Annotated in this window: 12 protein-coding genes and 1 CRISPR repeat array; of the genes, 3 read left to right on the top strand and 9 right to left on the bottom strand. The window is 44.0% G+C overall.

Annotated features, from left to right (window positions below):
- Positions 1-139: 139 nt before the first annotated feature.
- The 4 genes from BQ2683_RS10355 to BQ2683_RS10370 form a co-directional block, all read right to left on the bottom strand.
- Positions 140-859 carry a DUF421 domain-containing protein gene (locus BQ2683_RS10355; RefSeq protein ID WP_159427375.1) on the bottom strand — a complete coding sequence of 240 codons (720 nt, stop codon included), beginning with the start codon at positions 857-859 and terminating at the stop codon, positions 140-142.
- Between the two features lie 95 nt (positions 860-954).
- Positions 955-1,278: a hypothetical protein gene (locus BQ2683_RS10360; protein ID WP_069988967.1), complete on the bottom strand. Its 324-nt coding sequence runs from the start codon at positions 1,276-1,278 to the stop codon at positions 955-957.
- A gap of 6 nt (positions 1,279-1,284) precedes the next feature.
- Positions 1,285-3,309 (bottom strand): LTA synthase family protein, encoded by a 2,025-nt coding sequence (locus BQ2683_RS10365; protein ID WP_069988968.1) that lies wholly within the window; start codon positions 3,307-3,309, stop codon positions 1,285-1,287.
- A 572-nt stretch (positions 3,310-3,881) separates the two neighbouring features.
- Complete coding sequence (locus BQ2683_RS10370) at positions 3,882-6,233, bottom strand: ATP-dependent helicase (protein ID WP_069988969.1); 2,352 nt, start codon at positions 6,231-6,233, stop codon at positions 3,882-3,884.
- Positions 6,234-6,866: 633 nt separating this feature from the next.
- Here BQ2683_RS10370 and BQ2683_RS10375 point away from each other — a divergent pair.
- A complete protein-coding gene (locus BQ2683_RS10375; protein ID WP_069988970.1) occupies positions 6,867-7,403 on the top strand; it encodes a metallophosphoesterase in 537 nt (178 codons plus the stop codon).
- Between the two features lie 81 nt (positions 7,404-7,484).
- Here the strand turns inward: BQ2683_RS10375 and spoVM are convergent, their stop codons facing one another.
- A complete protein-coding gene (spoVM, locus tag BQ2683_RS13925; protein WP_366472167.1) occupies positions 7,485-7,568 on the bottom strand; it encodes a stage V sporulation protein SpoVM in 84 nt (27 codons plus the stop codon).
- A 283-nt stretch (positions 7,569-7,851) separates the two neighbouring features.
- On the opposite strand from spoVM, the gene BQ2683_RS10380 reads away from it, so the two are divergent.
- Positions 7,852-8,760 (top strand): M23 family metallopeptidase, encoded by a 909-nt coding sequence (locus BQ2683_RS10380; protein WP_069988971.1) that lies wholly within the window; start codon positions 7,852-7,854, stop codon positions 8,758-8,760.
- The gene (locus BQ2683_RS10385; RefSeq protein WP_069988972.1) at positions 8,747-9,334 is read left to right on the top strand and encodes a site-2 protease family protein; all 588 of its coding nucleotides are present in this window, start codon (positions 8,747-8,749) and stop codon (positions 9,332-9,334) included. The genes BQ2683_RS10380 and BQ2683_RS10385 overlap by 14 nt, the downstream gene beginning before the upstream one ends.
- Before the next feature lie 154 nt (positions 9,335-9,488).
- Positions 9,489-13,139: direct repeats of the CRISPR family, unit length 33 nt; unit sequence ATTTCAATCCACGCTGCCCGTGTGGGCAGCGAC.
- A gap of 169 nt (positions 13,140-13,308) precedes the next feature.
- Here BQ2683_RS10385 and cas2 read toward each other — a convergent pair.
- From cas2 to cas7c, 4 genes are read right to left on the bottom strand one after another with little or no spacing between them, the layout of a single operon-like run.
- Positions 13,309-13,599: a CRISPR-associated endonuclease Cas2 gene (gene cas2, locus BQ2683_RS10390; RefSeq protein WP_069988973.1), complete on the bottom strand. Its 291-nt coding sequence runs from the start codon at positions 13,597-13,599 to the stop codon at positions 13,309-13,311.
- A 9-nt stretch (positions 13,600-13,608) separates the two neighbouring features.
- Positions 13,609-14,640: a type I-C CRISPR-associated endonuclease Cas1c gene (gene cas1c, locus BQ2683_RS10395; RefSeq protein WP_069988974.1), complete on the bottom strand. Its 1,032-nt coding sequence runs from the start codon at positions 14,638-14,640 to the stop codon at positions 13,609-13,611.
- Positions 14,637-15,308: a CRISPR-associated protein Cas4 gene (gene cas4 / locus BQ2683_RS10400; protein WP_069988975.1), complete on the bottom strand. Its 672-nt coding sequence runs from the start codon at positions 15,306-15,308 to the stop codon at positions 14,637-14,639. Before cas4 ends, cas1c begins: the two co-directional genes overlap by 4 nt.
- Positions 15,298-16,161 (bottom strand): type I-C CRISPR-associated protein Cas7/Csd2, encoded by an 864-nt coding sequence (gene cas7c / locus BQ2683_RS10405; protein WP_069988976.1) that lies wholly within the window; start codon positions 16,159-16,161, stop codon positions 15,298-15,300. Before cas7c ends, cas4 begins: the two co-directional genes overlap by 11 nt.

Raw genomic sequence — 16,161 nt, forward strand, 5'->3', positions numbered from 1 at the left:
ACCTCCCAATTGGAACAACACCGCCTGTTTTCGCTGCGTTCGCTTGGGCAGTTATCGTTTTCTGACCTGTTTAGGTAACATTTTCTTCCATTTGTTTTTTAGATGGGATTTTTGTTATAGGTATTATGGTATATTTCTTTCAAATAAAATAATTTTTGTTTTTTAACTGCTGGTTTTTCAGTAAAAGGGTAAGGGTTCCATTGGTTTCCAAAGAACCCAACAACACATCTTCCGTACGATGTTTTTGTTGTTTTAGCTGTTTGTTTAGCCAGGCCAGATCATAGCCAGTTTGTTCCAAATTGTGCTCCATTACCTTCCCATCAATAATTACGTTAGTGCAGAGATGTTCCTGAGGCAGCGCCATCCCTAAATCTTCCGGCTGGACAGGACGTTTCCCCGTCTTTGGAAGAATGCTGACACTTCCGTCGATTTCCATAATCCCATACTCAATATCACTGATATTAAAATACCCATTTTTCCGACATTCACACAGTAAATCATTGATATCATAATGGCAGTCTTTCATAGATTTTTCAATAATGGAGCCTTTATAAATCAGAATCGTAGGGGTACCGGAAAAAAAACGGCGCAGCTTGATGCTTTTCATCGTAATAATCGAAATCGATACTGTCAGGATCGCGTACAATGCCATTGCAACTAGACAGGCATAAATTGGAATGGTATCATCAATGGTTAACGTAGCCGCAATAGATCCAATCGTGATACCTACAATATAATCATAAAAGGTGAGCTGGGAGATTTGCCGCACCCCAATTAAGCGAGAGAGCAAAAATAAAAATACAAAGGAAAGGAGCGTCCGAAACACAATGGAAAGGAGATTTATCAAAACTTCATTCACGTTACAACACCTCATCCATAGTGTTGCAGTATTTGGGGAAAATATGCAAAAAACAGGACAACTTCTAAAGGATGTCCTGTTTTTACACGAAAGTATCAGAAAAAGTATTCCAAAGATTCCAGCCAGTCTTTCAAACTGACGCCCTCAATACTGACTATACGAACATTTTGCCATCTTTCTTGAAGGGATTTCCCCTGAAATATCCTGGCAGTTACAAGCTCCTGGGCAGTTGGAAAGGCCGTTCCGTTAGGAATATCACAATACCCCACCCAATACGGTTTTTCGTATTGGGACATAAACCCAAGAAAATGTTCTTCTTCCCGCTCATCATCCGCAAAGTAAAAGCAGGTTTCGTTGATCCGTTTTCCCACTTCCAACTGATGATAGAAAAAATCGTAATTTAAGCTAGCTATTTCCATGATGGACTAGCCTGCCTGGTCGGAAATGGTAAAGACGCTATTTAATCGGTTTTTTGGGTCAAATAGGTAATTATACTGCATCATATCATAAGAATCAATCAGGGAAGCATATACAGGGTCGTTTTTATAATCCTCAAGCCGATAATAGTTATTTTGATTATCCACATAGCCAATGGCGGTGAACACCGGCAACTGTTCCTGAATTCCATCCAGGAACTGATTATATTCGGTCTTTTCCAACCCAGCAACATCCAACAACAGATTGGAAAGATAGTTGGCACTCATATGTTCCACCGTTTGTTCTGGGATATCATAATTTGCCCAGATGTAAAATGGAGTGATAAAACTCCGCATTTGTTCTTCAAAGGTACGCTGATCAAACGGGCCAACTAGAAAATCGTAAAACTCATCTTCCAAAGTAGGCTGATGGTCACCGAACATTAAAATAATAGTGGGTTCCTCCTGCTGGCTAAAATAGTTCACCAGATATTCAAACGCTTTGTCGGATTCCTGTATCAAAGTCAAGTACTGCTCCGTTTTTGGGAACTCCTGTCCCTCAGGCTTATTGAGGATTTCCACTGTGTTCTGGAATCCATTGGAGTAATCCAGATATCCCCCATGGTTCTGCATGGTAACGTTAAACAGGAACAGCCTTTCGTCTGGGTCCTTCTGTTCATACAGGTCGATTACTTTATCATAAGAAGATTTGTCGCTAATGTATTCTCGTATGTACTCTGGATTTTCAAAATCCTCCATGCTAACAAAATCCTGGAAGCCCAGCAATGGATATACCCTGTCACGGTTCCAACCCGCCGCATAATAAGGATGCACCGCCAAGCTGGTATATCCCTGGTCGTTTAAGGTACTTACCAGAGAATAGGTATCGTCTGTAATATACTGCTGGTATGGCCGACAGCCACTGGGCAAAAACGCCATGCTGTTCCCGGTTAAAAACTCAAACTCGGAGTTACAGGTTCCACTGCCATGGATGGACATATATAAATTTCCTTTGATGGTATTCTCGGTGAGATTTGTCAGAAAAGGCATGAGCTCCTGGTTGGTCTGGAAATCCCCCACCTGACGGAAATCCGCTAGGGATTCATTCATAATTGCGATGATATTTGGCTTTTGTTCCATAGAAGTTTCGGACACTTGATAAAAATCCCTGGTATCAATCTGATTGGAAATCGCCTCTACCTGCTGTACTGAATAATCTTCTGGGGAATCCACCATCAAAAACTGGGTGTTCATCGCCAAGGAAAGCACGATGCCATGGTCATGGGTGGACTGTGCCTGGCGCCAGGTATAGACACTAAGTCCCAGCTTTGGCAGAGTAGATTCCTGGTAAAAGACGGTGACAAATACAATACTGGCGGAAACAATTGCCACTTTGCCAATGATGTTAGCTTTCAAGCTACGGTTCACATAGGTCAGCTTGGAAGCCACCATATTCCATAGCAACATCAGGCAAGTAGCAAGCAATACATTCCAGGTCATAACAAAAGTGTAGTTAGAAGCAACACTCAGTGCAGTTCCAACCGACATAAAATCCCATGGTAGGATTGGTTCCCCTCGGAAGAGGGTGACCGCATAATTAACAATTGCAAACAGCCAAAACAGAGTATTAGAAATCCAAATTGTCACCCTTATCCGGTTAGTCAGGGCATAAATGACTCCATATACCAGGTAATACCACAGCAAATTCATGACAAAATTCGCTAAGTTAAAATCAAAAAAGATATTAACATTGTTGTTGACATATTCAACGATTCCAAACGTTATGATTGGGGAACAGCAAAGCAGCAGGATGCTTACTCTTTTTTCCCATTTTTCCTCTTGAAACCGGATGCGGAAGGCTGTTACAGCGCCAAACAAACCAGCAACTACCACTGTAAGCAAAAACCATCCAATCTGAAATTGCTTGCTATCTTGGTCGATAAAAGCGGGGATATTGCACACAATCAAAACCAACAACACCGCTGTTAAAATTGCCGAGATAGTAATCCGTTTTCGATTGGTTGTAAACTCCATATTGTTTTTTTACCTCCATTTTATATGTGATTGTATTTTATCGTACACTGAAAATCATACCTTTTCGTTCGACAAAAACAGGTACAGATTCAGCCCATTTTTGGGTTTTTTGGTTGGGAAATAGCAGATACTATACCCATTTTAAGTGTGATGGAAAAAGTATACCATACGAAACGAAAAAAAGAAAGCAATTTTCCTATTAATTGGGATTTATGTCAAATTTTCGTCGAATATCAATAAAATCTATGTAAAATCTTCGGGTTAAACTTTGTGTAAAATGCTATATTCATTGTTTTGCAATACCACTTACTTCCTCATAATAGAACAATATGAAAAAAATACGGCTAATATGAGCCTGTACCAAAACCCATAACAGCCGTATTTTATTGTGTGGCTTCTATAATATCCGACACTTTATTAGCATAAATAAAAACCATCTAAAATAATTTTATTACAAGACACCACGATTATAAGGCTGTTATGGAATGATACCAAAACAGCCTAATGTATAGAAATAGATAACCCCCTGGTATAGGAAAATAAACAGCTACAACAATGGGATATCATAGACTTTATAATTTCGTCAGCTTGGCGAAATTCGCCATAATCTTTTTTTTGCCTTTTGTTTGGAAATTGACTTCCAACAGGGTATCATTCCCCATCGGCTGCATGGATTCTACAATGCCTTCCCCAAACACGGCATGTTTCACCCGGTCTCCTACAACGAAATTTACCACTGCTTGTTTTGGCTTTTGAGTGGTACCCACATTGCCCAGGTTAATATGAATGGGACGGGTGGACCGGCGGAATGCCTCAGATGTATGGGTAACTGTTTTATCCTCTGTTGATTTATACTGTTCTGGAATTTCTCCAAGAAAACGGGATGGTCTAGCGTAACGGGTATTCCCGAACAGCATTCTCTGAGAGGCGTTAGTGATGTACAGCCGCTTTTTGGCACGAGTAATCGCCACATATGCCAGACGGCGTTCCTCCTCCAGTTCCTCTGGATCGGACATGGACTGAATGCCTGGGAAAATCCCCTCTTCCATCCCCACGATAAACACCACAGGGAACTCCAGCCCTTTGGCGGAGTGCATTGTCATCATAGTAACCTTGTCCTCCTCACTGTTGTACTGGTCAAGGTCGGTATACAATGCCACTTCTTCTAGGAAGCCGGAGAGGGTTGCTTCCTCCTCCTGTTCGTCGGTGAATTTAATCAGGTTGGATTTTAATTCCTCAATATTTTCCAGCCTAGTTTCACCCTCTTTGCCCTGACGTTTGAGTTCATCTCTGTAACCGGTCAGTTCCATTACCTGATTCAGCAATTCCTGGAGAGGCAGTTCCATTGCCTGTTCCTGCAAGTCCAAAATCATTCCGGCAAACTGTTTTAACGGAGTGGATTTTTTGGAAAGAGCCGCATAGGTATCCGCCTCTTTCAAGACATCAAACATGGAAATCCCCATACCGTCCGCAATCTCCTGCACCTTAGCAACCGTGCTGGCTCCTATGCCCCGCTTTGGCTCGTTGATAATTCGCTTTAGGCGGAGGTTATCACTGGTTTGGTTAATCACACTTAAATACGCCAGGATATCCTTAATTTCTTTGCGGTCGTAGAATTTCATTCCTCCGACAATCCGGTAAGGGATACCTGAACGCACAAAATAATGCTCCAATGCGGAGGACTGGGCGTTCATCCGGTATAAAATCACATGATCATGGTACGCCATACCGTCAATCACGTTTTTGGAAATGGTATCCGCCACAAACTCCGCTTCCGCATTCTCGTTGAGCAGCCGCAGAACGTTGATTTTTTCCCCGTCCCCCTGGTCTGTCCAAAGATTTTTTCCTTTCCTTCCCAGGTTATTGGAAATTACCGCATTGGCAGCGCTTAAAATATTTTGGGTGGAGCGGTAGTTCTGCTCCAGCCGGATAACAACTGCGTTTTGGAACTGGTTCTCAAAGCTCAAAATATTTTCAATGGTAGCTCCACGGAATTTATAAATACTCTGATCGTCATCCCCTACTACGCAGAGATTCTGGTGTCCTTGGCTCAACAGACTGACCAAGCGATATTGGGCATGGTTGGTATCCTGGTACTCGTCCACTAATATGTAACGGAAACGGTTCTGGTAGTATTCCAATATATCCGGATTTTCTTCCAACAACACTACCGTTAAACGGATAATATCGTCAAAATCCAGGGCATTGGAGGATTTTAAGCTGTTCTGATAGAAACGGTAAAGTTTGGCGATCTCTTTTTTCCGGAAATCCCCATAATTTTGAGCTTCGTATAGCTCTGGAGTCAGCATCTGATCTTTGGCACGGCTGATTTCCCCCAATATTGCTTTTGGCGGATAAATCTTATCATTCAGACCCATCTGACTCAGGCCATCTTTGATAACCCGAATGCTATCGTCCGTATCATAAATGGTAAAGTTTTTCTGGTAGCCCAGACGCTCAATGTCACGGCGCAGGATTCGCATACATTGGGAGTGGAAGGTTCCCGCATGGATGTCCAGGGCGACATCTCCTAGCATGGCTTCCAAACGCTCTTTTAATTCCCCTGCCGCCTTATTGGTAAAGGTAATCGCCAGGATGTTCCATGGACGTGGACAATCCACCGCAATCAACTGGCGCACCTGTTCTTCATCTACTGATTCACCATCCACTGCCCTCTGCAACAGATCAATATCCTGCTGGCTCAGATCAAACGGAATTTTTTCTGAAGCATAAGCATCTCCGAATGCCACCATATAAGCAATGCGGTTGACAATAACAGTGGTTTTTCCGCTGCCTGCTCCTGCCAGGATTAACAAAGGATTTTTTACCGTAAAAATAGCCTGGCGCTGCATCTCGTTCATATGGGAATATTTTTGTTCCAAATAAGCTCGTTTTAATGGAATAAATTGTTGTTCTAATGTCATAAACTCCTCCAGGGAACAGCCCTTTTTTCTTATTACCAATGGATTATCTGTTTGATGATTGTAGTACCGCATTGTTCGTACAGGTAAGCGGTAAAAAGATGAAAATAACGTATTTTTGTGATAGGGAAAGTATGCCACAGTAAAATAAAGTTACTGATAAATCAATATTTGTTGGTGTGATATGTATATAAAAAATCCTACCTATTCTATAATTGTCAGGTTGTATTTGAAACTAGATATTATATTGCATCCTCATGTGCATCAGTAAAATACTACTTATAAATATAGAGTGCTTGGTTGGTATTTCAAAGAAAACCCTAGTCTATTTTTTACTTATCGAAAAATCCCCAATCACTCCTATTTAATATATGCCAAAGTGTCTATACTTGTCCACTGAGCCACATTGTTCATCCCGTTTTGCCAAGCCATCCGGCTGATGTTGTTTGTCTCTACCATTTTATTTATTATAACAAAATTCGCAATTTGGTTCAACCAAAAAACAGAAAATAAAAGTGGAGTTTTTTAATTATTTAAAAACAATAACTGCAAGAAAATCAGATACTGCTAAACCCCAATGACGATTCCAGTAAAATATGCTACAATGACAGTATCACTACAAAAAGAGGAGATGAAATGATTTATTTTACTGCTGATTTGCACTTTTACCACGATAAAATCATTACCCACGTGAACCGTTCGTTTCATGACGCCCAGCAGATGAACCAGGCACTAATCCTTAACTGGAACCAACGGGTTTCCCCTGAGGACGAGGTATATATTTTGGGGGATGTGACCATGAAGGGTTCCGTATTGGCGATGGAAGCCCTATCCCAATTAAAAGGAAGAAAATATTTAATTCGTGGCAACCACGACGGGTTTGTGGACAGGCCTAGTTTTGACCAGTCCCTGTTTAGTTGGGTGAAAGACTATGCGGAACTGGTGTACTGTAACACCAGGTTTGTGCTGTTCCACTACCCTATGTTGGAGTGGAACGGTTATTTTGACCAAAGCATCCACCTGCATGGGCACCAACACAACTATGTAGATTATAATTACCACAACCTACAGCAGGGAATCCGCCGGTATGATGTCGGTGTGGATGCCAATAGGATGTCCCCTGTCAGCGTAGAGGAAATCCTCTCGTTTTTTTCAAAGGATTCGATCATTTAATAGTACCAAAATCCCCCCATTCTTTGGATTACCTCAAATTGTGTATCAAATCCAAGAATGAGAGGATTTTATGCCTCATTTTTATGTAGTTTCCTTTTTAATCTTAAAGAGAAACCGCAAGAATGGGGCAAGGAGTTTTGGGCTTTTTACTACAACTACTTTCATAAAAAATTCCTCACTTTCTAACACACAGGATAACGCCGGAAATAATTAGGGCAAACGCCGCCAATACCAACAGGCTCCGTAACGGGGTAATCGTCAAAAATAATAGAAGAATTCCCAGGCCAATGATAATTGTGCAGGAACAATCCCTCCGCTTCCTTCTCCTCATTTTGGATTCACCGCCGTTTCCCTCTGTTTGTATTATCATACGCAAAAACCAATTTTTGTGTGACAGCTTCTATTCCAACGGTGAGGTACATATAATCGGGTATGGAGGTGATATTTGATGGAACAACCATGGAACCAAACTTTGCTGGAAGAATCCCCTCTCCCGCCGGAAGCTGAGGATGACTTGAACAATCTACTGCCTTGGGAACCGCCCCAGGAATCCAAAAAGGAAAAATCTGGGTTTGGGGTATTTTCCATGCAGTTGGCCATTTGTATTTTAGCGGCCATCATCATATTATTTTGCAAACTGTTTTTTGCGGATGGATACCAGGCAATTGTTGCCGAGTATCAATCCGCTTTCCAGGCGGACATCCACTGGAGTGAAACCATGGGGCAGGTACAACAGACATTCGGTTCAATTATGGACAAGATGAAGCCCATCCAACGAGAGAAAGAGGCTTCCTCCCAAGATTCCACCAGTTCGGAGGGAGCTTCTTCTGGAGAAGAAAGCTCACAGCCAGCAGAATCTTCCCAGGAAGCGGCTGGAGGGGAACAAACACCAGTTTCGGAAACCGCCGTTTCCACCCCGACAGACGCTACCCTACAAACCGTGACTTATCCTAAGCAGCTCACTCCCCCTGTGGAAGGCAAACTCACTTCCGGCTATGGATTCCGGGCATATCCCCTAAATGGGGAGGCGGATTTTCACAAAGGGATTGACATCGCAGCGGACGAAGGGACAAAAATCAAAGCAGCTATTGGGGGAACGGTGGAAACTGCCAGCTATTCGGATAGTTATGGAAACTACCTTACCATACAGAACGACCATGGTTTTACCACCTGGTACGCCCACTGCAAAAAACTGCTGGTATCCGAAGGTGACAAAGTAAAGCAAGGCAAAAAGATTGCACTAGTTGGCTCCACTGGTGATTCTACAGGGGCTCACCTGCATTTTGCCATGCAAAAAGACGGGATTTGGGTGAATCCATTGGATAGTTTTTCTGAAAATACTTATGCTGCGGTTTAAGCTGTTTGGAATTGAGATACGGCTGAACTTTTTGTTTTTTGCTGTGCTTACTGTGATTTTGTTGACTGACCAGACTGGGATACCTGTATGGGCACTGATTGCTTCCTGCATCCATGAATGCGGCCATATGGTGGCGTTTTTCTGTTTTCACCAGACTCCCCGTTTGATCTCGTTTGAATTAGGCGGAATCCGCATGCAAGGCCAGAGAATGGAACAGCTAAAAACTTGGCAGGAAGCAGTGATTCTTCTGGCGGGCAGCGGGGTAAATTTTCTGGCGTTCTTCCTCCATCTGGCAGTGCAACAAAATCTGTTTGCCAGCATCCATCTACTAATTGGCTGTTTTAACCTTCTCCCGGTAAAGTCCCTAGATGGAGGGAAATTATTGGAATTGCTGTTCCAATGTATCTTCCCGTTCCACCTTGCCTATCGGTCCGTTCAGATATGCTCCTGGGGATTCTGCCTATTGTTGCTTATTTTTGGAGGATATTTAGCGTATTATTTGAATTTCACCCTGTTGGCATTTGGAATTTATCTGTTGATTTCTTTGCTGGCAGAACATAGAAAACGGGCATAAAAAACACGGTTTCCAACAAATGGATACCGTGTTTTTACTTTTAGAATGCATATGATAAAACTTCAACCCGATTGCCAGCTCATCCTTTCGATCCACATTGCCTATATGTCAACAATAAAATAACAGACCTTCACAAGATGAAAATCGAGGAACAATTTTAATCCACGTTGCCCGTGGGGGCAGCGACTATACTTTATTGTTATATTGATTTTGATAAAATAATTTCAATCCACGCTGCCTGTGTGGGCAGCGACGACATTATTACGGTTATCCGTAATAATATAAAAATTTCAATCCACGCTGCCCGTGTGGGCAGCGACTTGTATTAAATGTGATAAAATAAAGATAACGATAAATTTCAATCCACGCTGCCCGTGTGGGCAGCGACGTAATTATGGTTAATATCTATTTATACGACATCATTTCAATCCACGCTGCCCGTGTGGGCAGCGACCCAACTTATTTATTACCATTTTCTTGAGATTTTAATTTCAATCCACGCTGCCCGTGTGGGCAGCGACACCACAAGATGATAATCTCTATTATCTCCAGGGATTTCAATCCACGCTGCCCGTGTGGGCAGCGACACTCATCACGCTACATAATCAACATTGTGGCCAAATTTCAATCCACGCTGCCCGTGTGGGCAGCGACATTTTTAAATTCTACAAGAGAATACATTTTAGATATTTCAATCCACGCTGCCCGTGTGGGCAGCGACCAAAGGATGGCAAGGACCTGTACAACAAGGAGTTATTTCAATCCACGCTGCCCGTGTGGGCAGCGACGGCGATAAGCTTAAAACTGCGTCCGAAGATTTTTTATTTCAATCCACGCTGCCCGTGTGGGCAGCGACGGAAAAATTGGAGCGAAAGCTACCCCACAATTTATTTCAATCCACGCTGCCCGTGTGGGCAGCGACTGCTCTATCCGTGAGTTTTTAACAGCGATTTTAGATTTCAATCCACGCTGCCCGTGTGGGCAGCGACTTAGAATCTCTAACAATGTTTTTAATTACTTGTTATTTCAATCCACGCTGCCCGTGTGGGCAGCGACTAGAATCTCTAACAATGTTTTTAATTACTTGTTATTTCAATCCACGCTGCCCGTGTGGGCAGCGACTTGTTTTTGTCTTTTTTGCACATTTCCATTAATATTTCAATCCACGCTGCCCGTGTGGGCAGCGACTATATGCTGACACGGATAGTTTGCATTTAGAAGGTATTTCAATCCACGCTGCCCGTGTGGGCAGCGACATAAGAGTGTACACATCGTGTAATTTTTTTCATAATTTCAATCCACGCTGCCCGTGTGGGCAGCGACGACATAGAGAAAACCAAGACGGAGGAACGTAAAAATATTTCAATCCACGCTGCCCGTGTGGGCAGCGACAATGTGTAATGGGGGCAAGCAAATGACCATAAATATTTCAATCCACGCTGCCCGTGTGGGCAGCGACCTGTTTTTTCGTTAGACAAAACAAAAAAATTACCAAAATTTCAATCCACGCTGCCCGTGTGGGCAGCGACCTGGTAGCTTGTCCCATATTTTGCTGCAATTCCAATTTCAATCCACGCTGCCCGTGTGGGCAGCGACCCAACTGTGCGCCTTGAAACGTGCCTTGTAACTGATTTCAATCCACGCTGCCCGTGTGGGCAGCGACTTGAATAATGGACATGAGAAAACCCGGTAGGAATTATTTCAATCCACGCTGCCCGTGTGGGCAGCGACTTCCTAGTACAAATATCTTTATCGTTTTTACTTAATTTCAATCCACGCTGCCCGTGTGGGCAGCGACCGGAGGTAGCATGATGAATGAATTACAAATCATTATTTCAATCCACGCTGCCCGTGTGGGCAGCGACTTAGAATCTCTAACAATGTTTTTAATTACTTGTTATTTCAATCCACGCTGCCCGTGTGGGCAGCGACTAGAATCTCTAACAATGTTTTTAATTACTTGTTATTTCAATCCACGCTGCCCGTGTGGGCAGCGACTTGTTTTTGTCTTTTTTGCACATTTCCATTAATATTTCAATCCACGCTGCCCGTGTGGGCAGCGACTATATGCTGACACGGATAGTTTGCATTTAGAAGGTATTTCAATCCACGCTGCCCGTGTGGGCAGCGACATAAGAGTGTACACATCGTGTAATTTTTTTCATAATTTCAATCCACGCTGCCCGTGTGGGCAGCGACCGGGAACAGCAATTCCTCTTTCTACGGCTAAAATTATTTCAATCCACGCTGCCCGTGTGGGCAGCGACCTTTATCAATTAGTACAATCCTATAACAAGCATATTTCAATCCACGCTGCCCGTGTGGGCAGCGACTTATTAAATATTAATAATATTTAACATTTTATAATTTCAATCCACGCTGCCCGTGTGGGCAGCGACTTAATGACATATTGAATAAGGAGGTTAAAAAATATTTCAATCCACGCTGCCCGTGTGGGCAGCGACAAAATGTTTGGGACTAATATAAGTGTTGAATTTAATTTCAATCCACGCTGCCCGTGTGGGCAGCGACTATATTACAATGTGCTTAACAAATATTGATTTAATTTCAATCCACGCTGCCCGTGTGGGCAGCGACCTATAAACTGTCTTACTTCTTTTAATGGCATATTATTTCAATCCACGCTGCCCGTGTGGGCAGCGACAGTGCATACTTGCACAAGACAGGACACAATTGAATTTCAATCCACGCTGCCCGTGTGGGCAGCGACTGCACCGGAAATATATGGTGAAAGTTGTTTAATTATTTCAATCCACGCTGCCCGTGTGGGCAGCGACTGGGAAAAAAATGAAATTGGACAAGGAATAAAAAATTTCAATCCACGCTGCCCGTGTGGGCAGCGACCAACGGGGGCTCCCTCCTCTCCTATTTTAACTTCTATTTCAATCCACGCTGCCCGTGTGGGCAGCGACTTATATTGAGCTCTCGTTTTTATTTGCGATTTCATTTCAATCCACGCTGCCCGTGTGGGCAGCGACTTGACGAAATTTAAGAAATGGATGTGAAAATATATTTCAATCCACGCTGCCCGTGTGGGCAGCGACCATAAACGGATGCTACTTTATGGGTATAATAGCATTTCAATCCACGCTGCCCGTGTGGGCAGCGACCCAGATACAGGGGCGGTGGGTGTAAGTGTGTAATATTTCAATCCACGCTGCCCGTGTGGGCAGCGACAATTATGTTGAATCAACCAGCAATACTTAGCAATATTTCAATCCACGCTGCCCGTGTGGGCAGCGACTGTAGCAGTCCAAGACCTACCATTTATGTCCACAAATTTCAATCCACGCTGCCCGTGTGGGCAGCGACTTACAATGGCGGACGCTTTTTATTTTCAGTTTTTAATTTCAATCCACGCTGCCCGTGTGGGCAGCGACATTGGATAGTTTTATTAAAGAGAAAACAGGATATATTTCAATCCACGCTGCCCGTGTGGGCAGCGACAAATGGCGATTACAGGTTATCACGCTGAAATCAGATTTCAATCCACGCTGCCCGTGTGGGCAGCGACAGCGGCGTTTGGGGTGAGCAGGGGCAACTATCTGATTTCAATCCACGCTGCCCGTGTGGGCAGCGACAATGCCAGGCATACGTGGAACCAGTTACAGGGGAGATTTCAATCCACGCTGCCCGTGTGGGCAGCGACGGTGATCAAGCATCCATTTTTGGAGGAAAAGATAATTTCAATCCACGCTGCCCGTGTGGGCAGCGACCAGCCTTCCGCATCCGGTTTCAAGAGGAAAAATGGATTTCAATCCACGCTGCCCGTGTGGGCAGCGACCGCAAAATATGGCAATAATGAGAAACTACAACCTAGATATTGCGGCAATGTTCTGATAACATCAAAATTACACCGCTTAATTAGGATGTATTTTTGCCATATTCCGCATTTTCTGGTGCGAATACACGAGGTTTCTATGAGAGCTTATGGTTCGCACCAACCCACAAGCTTAAATTAAGAGCTCCCCTTCCAGTTCCAGGCTATCTTTCACCCCGTAATGTTCCACTTTTTTCTGATACTGTTCTCCTAAATAATAGAAGCGGAGACTATCTTTTTTCTCGTCAATATGACGGAGGAGCTTCTCTTTTACTTCACGGCTTTTGGCTGCATCCATGATACATTCAAATACAGAGTTCTGCACCCGTTGGCCGTAATTTTCACATTCTTTTGCCACCTTACGCAGGCGCTTTTTGCCCGCTTCTGTTTCAGTATTCACATCATAGGTGATTAAAATCAGCATTGTCCCCTCCTATTTCCATAAGAACACCGGGTATTCATCCAGCTCACCTCGGATATATCTGGCAAGCAGCAGGCTTTGGGCATAAGGGATTAGCCCCCATTCTATCTTTTCCTCCAAAAATGGATGCTTGATCACCTCTTTTTTCTTCTGTTGCCAAGCTTTTAAAATAGCATTCCGACCAGAATCCGTCATCAACACAGCCCCATTTTCCTTTTGGATAAAATCAGTGGGCTTTACCATGTTCCGGTTCACCAATCCAATGACAAAACGGTCAACAAACGGGGCTCGCAGTTCTTCCATGAAATCCATTGCCAAGGAAGCTCGACCTGGCCGTTCGCAGTGGAGGAAGCCCACGTAAGGGTCCAATCCGACTGAGGATAGAGCGGAGGTACAATCATTGGCAAGAAGGGTATACAAAAAGGAAAGCATGGCATTCATATTGTCCAAGGGGGGACGGCGGTTCCGTTCACGAAAGAAAAAATCCTGCTTGTTCCGCAAAATCAACTGGTCGATCACCGAAAAGTACTGGCTGGCAGCATTTCCCTCAATTCCCCTGATTTCCTCCAATAAACTGCTTTCCATTAACTGATTGATAGAACCCGCAAGATTAGAACTGACCTTTTTCAATTCTTCTACATCTACCTGTAAGGGATGATCCCTGGTGGCACGCTCTAAAACCCATCTGCTGTTGTGGAGTTTTCCCACAATCATATTCCTGGCAATCCTTACTGACTGGGTTTCGTCATCCGAAATCCGATACTGTTGTTTGCGCAGCACCACGTTGCCTTTCATTTCCCCGGCAACACTAGCTAAGAACCTGCCATGCTGGCTCATAAAACAGAGGGAAATATTGTGTTTGACACATGCTCCCATCAAGGCGGGACTGGCACCGGTGTACCCAAATGTAACTATCCCCTCCAAGTTGTGCAGAGGAACTCTGGCAACCGTTTTCCCCTGTTCCAGTACCAGTACGGTTTCCCCTTCCAACGCCAGATATCGCTCGGGGGAAACTACGTAAAGGGTGTTTAATAGTTTTCTCATGGCTCCTCCTCCCCGGTTTGCCTCCTGATATAATCATGGACAGAAGGGCGTTTTAACAATTTTGGCAGGCAAATTTCCTTTAAGGAACAGGCGTTGCAGGCTTTTGTTCGTTTGACCATTGGCGTATGTCGCCGTTGAAACAAATCGTGCATCTGGGCGCATACATTCTCCAGTTTTTGACGAAACTCCTGGGTAATCTCCACCTTTTCCCGGTGCCGTGTGGCACCATAATACAGATATCCATATGGGATATCGGTACACAGCATCTCTTCCAGGCAAACTGCTTGCGCCACAAGCTGAAGCCTGTCCGCATCGCTGATTTTGGGTTCCCCTTTTTTGTACTCTACCGGAACAACCTGGTAAAAACCTTCTTTTTGGAATAGGGAAATCCCTTCCTGCTGGGTGCAGCGGTGGAACTCCACTACATCACAAATCCCGCTGATACCCAGCCTTTGGGAAAACACCCGCATCTCCCGGGAAATGAGCAGCTGTCCCCTGCTTTCCAAAGTTGACCCCTCATGGGCTCTCTGGTGCAGGATATTCCCCTCTATGGTTCGCAGGTTATCCGCCCACTGCTCTTCAATATGAATCAACGCCCACTGCCGCTTGCAAAACACAAAGTGCTGTATCCCAGAGAGCATCAGGAAATCTTCCTCTTTATAGGCCATCATATTCTTGTACGTTTAGCCCTTCCAGTGGAGTGAAGGAAATCTGATAGTCGTCTATGCTTTTTGGGGTGCTGACCTCTTGTTTTTTGGAAACACAAAGGCTATCGTGAACCTTTTTGGTGGAATACTGGCCAATTTTGCAGTTGTGTTCCCACCAGTAGAGCTTATGAATCTCCATACTGCCTTCCGGACGTGCGGAGGAACTATCGTTGACAAAAAGGGTGCGGATAGCTTCTTTGATTTTTTCCGCGTCCTCCTGGGTAAATCCGGTTTTTTCTGCAAGCTGGACGTTGATGCTCCCTTTTAAGAGGTACACACCAAAATCAACCCGGTGCTTATCCCCCATGGTGTCTGATGCTTTCCCTCCTTTGGTATCCTCACTGTTGACGCTTTTGGTGATTTTGATAGTGGTGATATTGATTGGATCCACGCTAAATGCTGGATGGAGGGAAACCGGCCCCCTTATTCCGAGGGAAAGTTCTTCCCCCTTAAAAGCGAATACTTGTCCAAAGCTGCGTACATCCATCCACTCTTGGCAAGCGGCTTGATAGGCTACTTGCGCATTGGCTTTTTTCCCTTTTTTCAGTTCTGTGCCAAAGGCGGGGTTTTTATCCGCCCGCTCTTTCAGGCTGTCATAACCATCCACATTTTTGTCATCGGACTGGACAAAGATGGATTCCCCCATATCCATCAGGCGGTTTCTGATTTTCCGTTTGATGCAGACATCCGAAATCTCCCCAAACCCTTCATCAGTGATTCTTGGCATATTTCCGTTGAGGGGATCGCCGTTGCAGTTTGCGTTATTTACTGTAATAATTGCCTCAAAATCAATTTTATTTTGTAATACACCCAT

This window comes from Massilioclostridium coli, assembly GCF_900095865.1.
Taxonomy (GTDB): Bacteria; Bacillota; Clostridia; order Oscillospirales; family Ruminococcaceae; genus Massilioclostridium; species Massilioclostridium facile.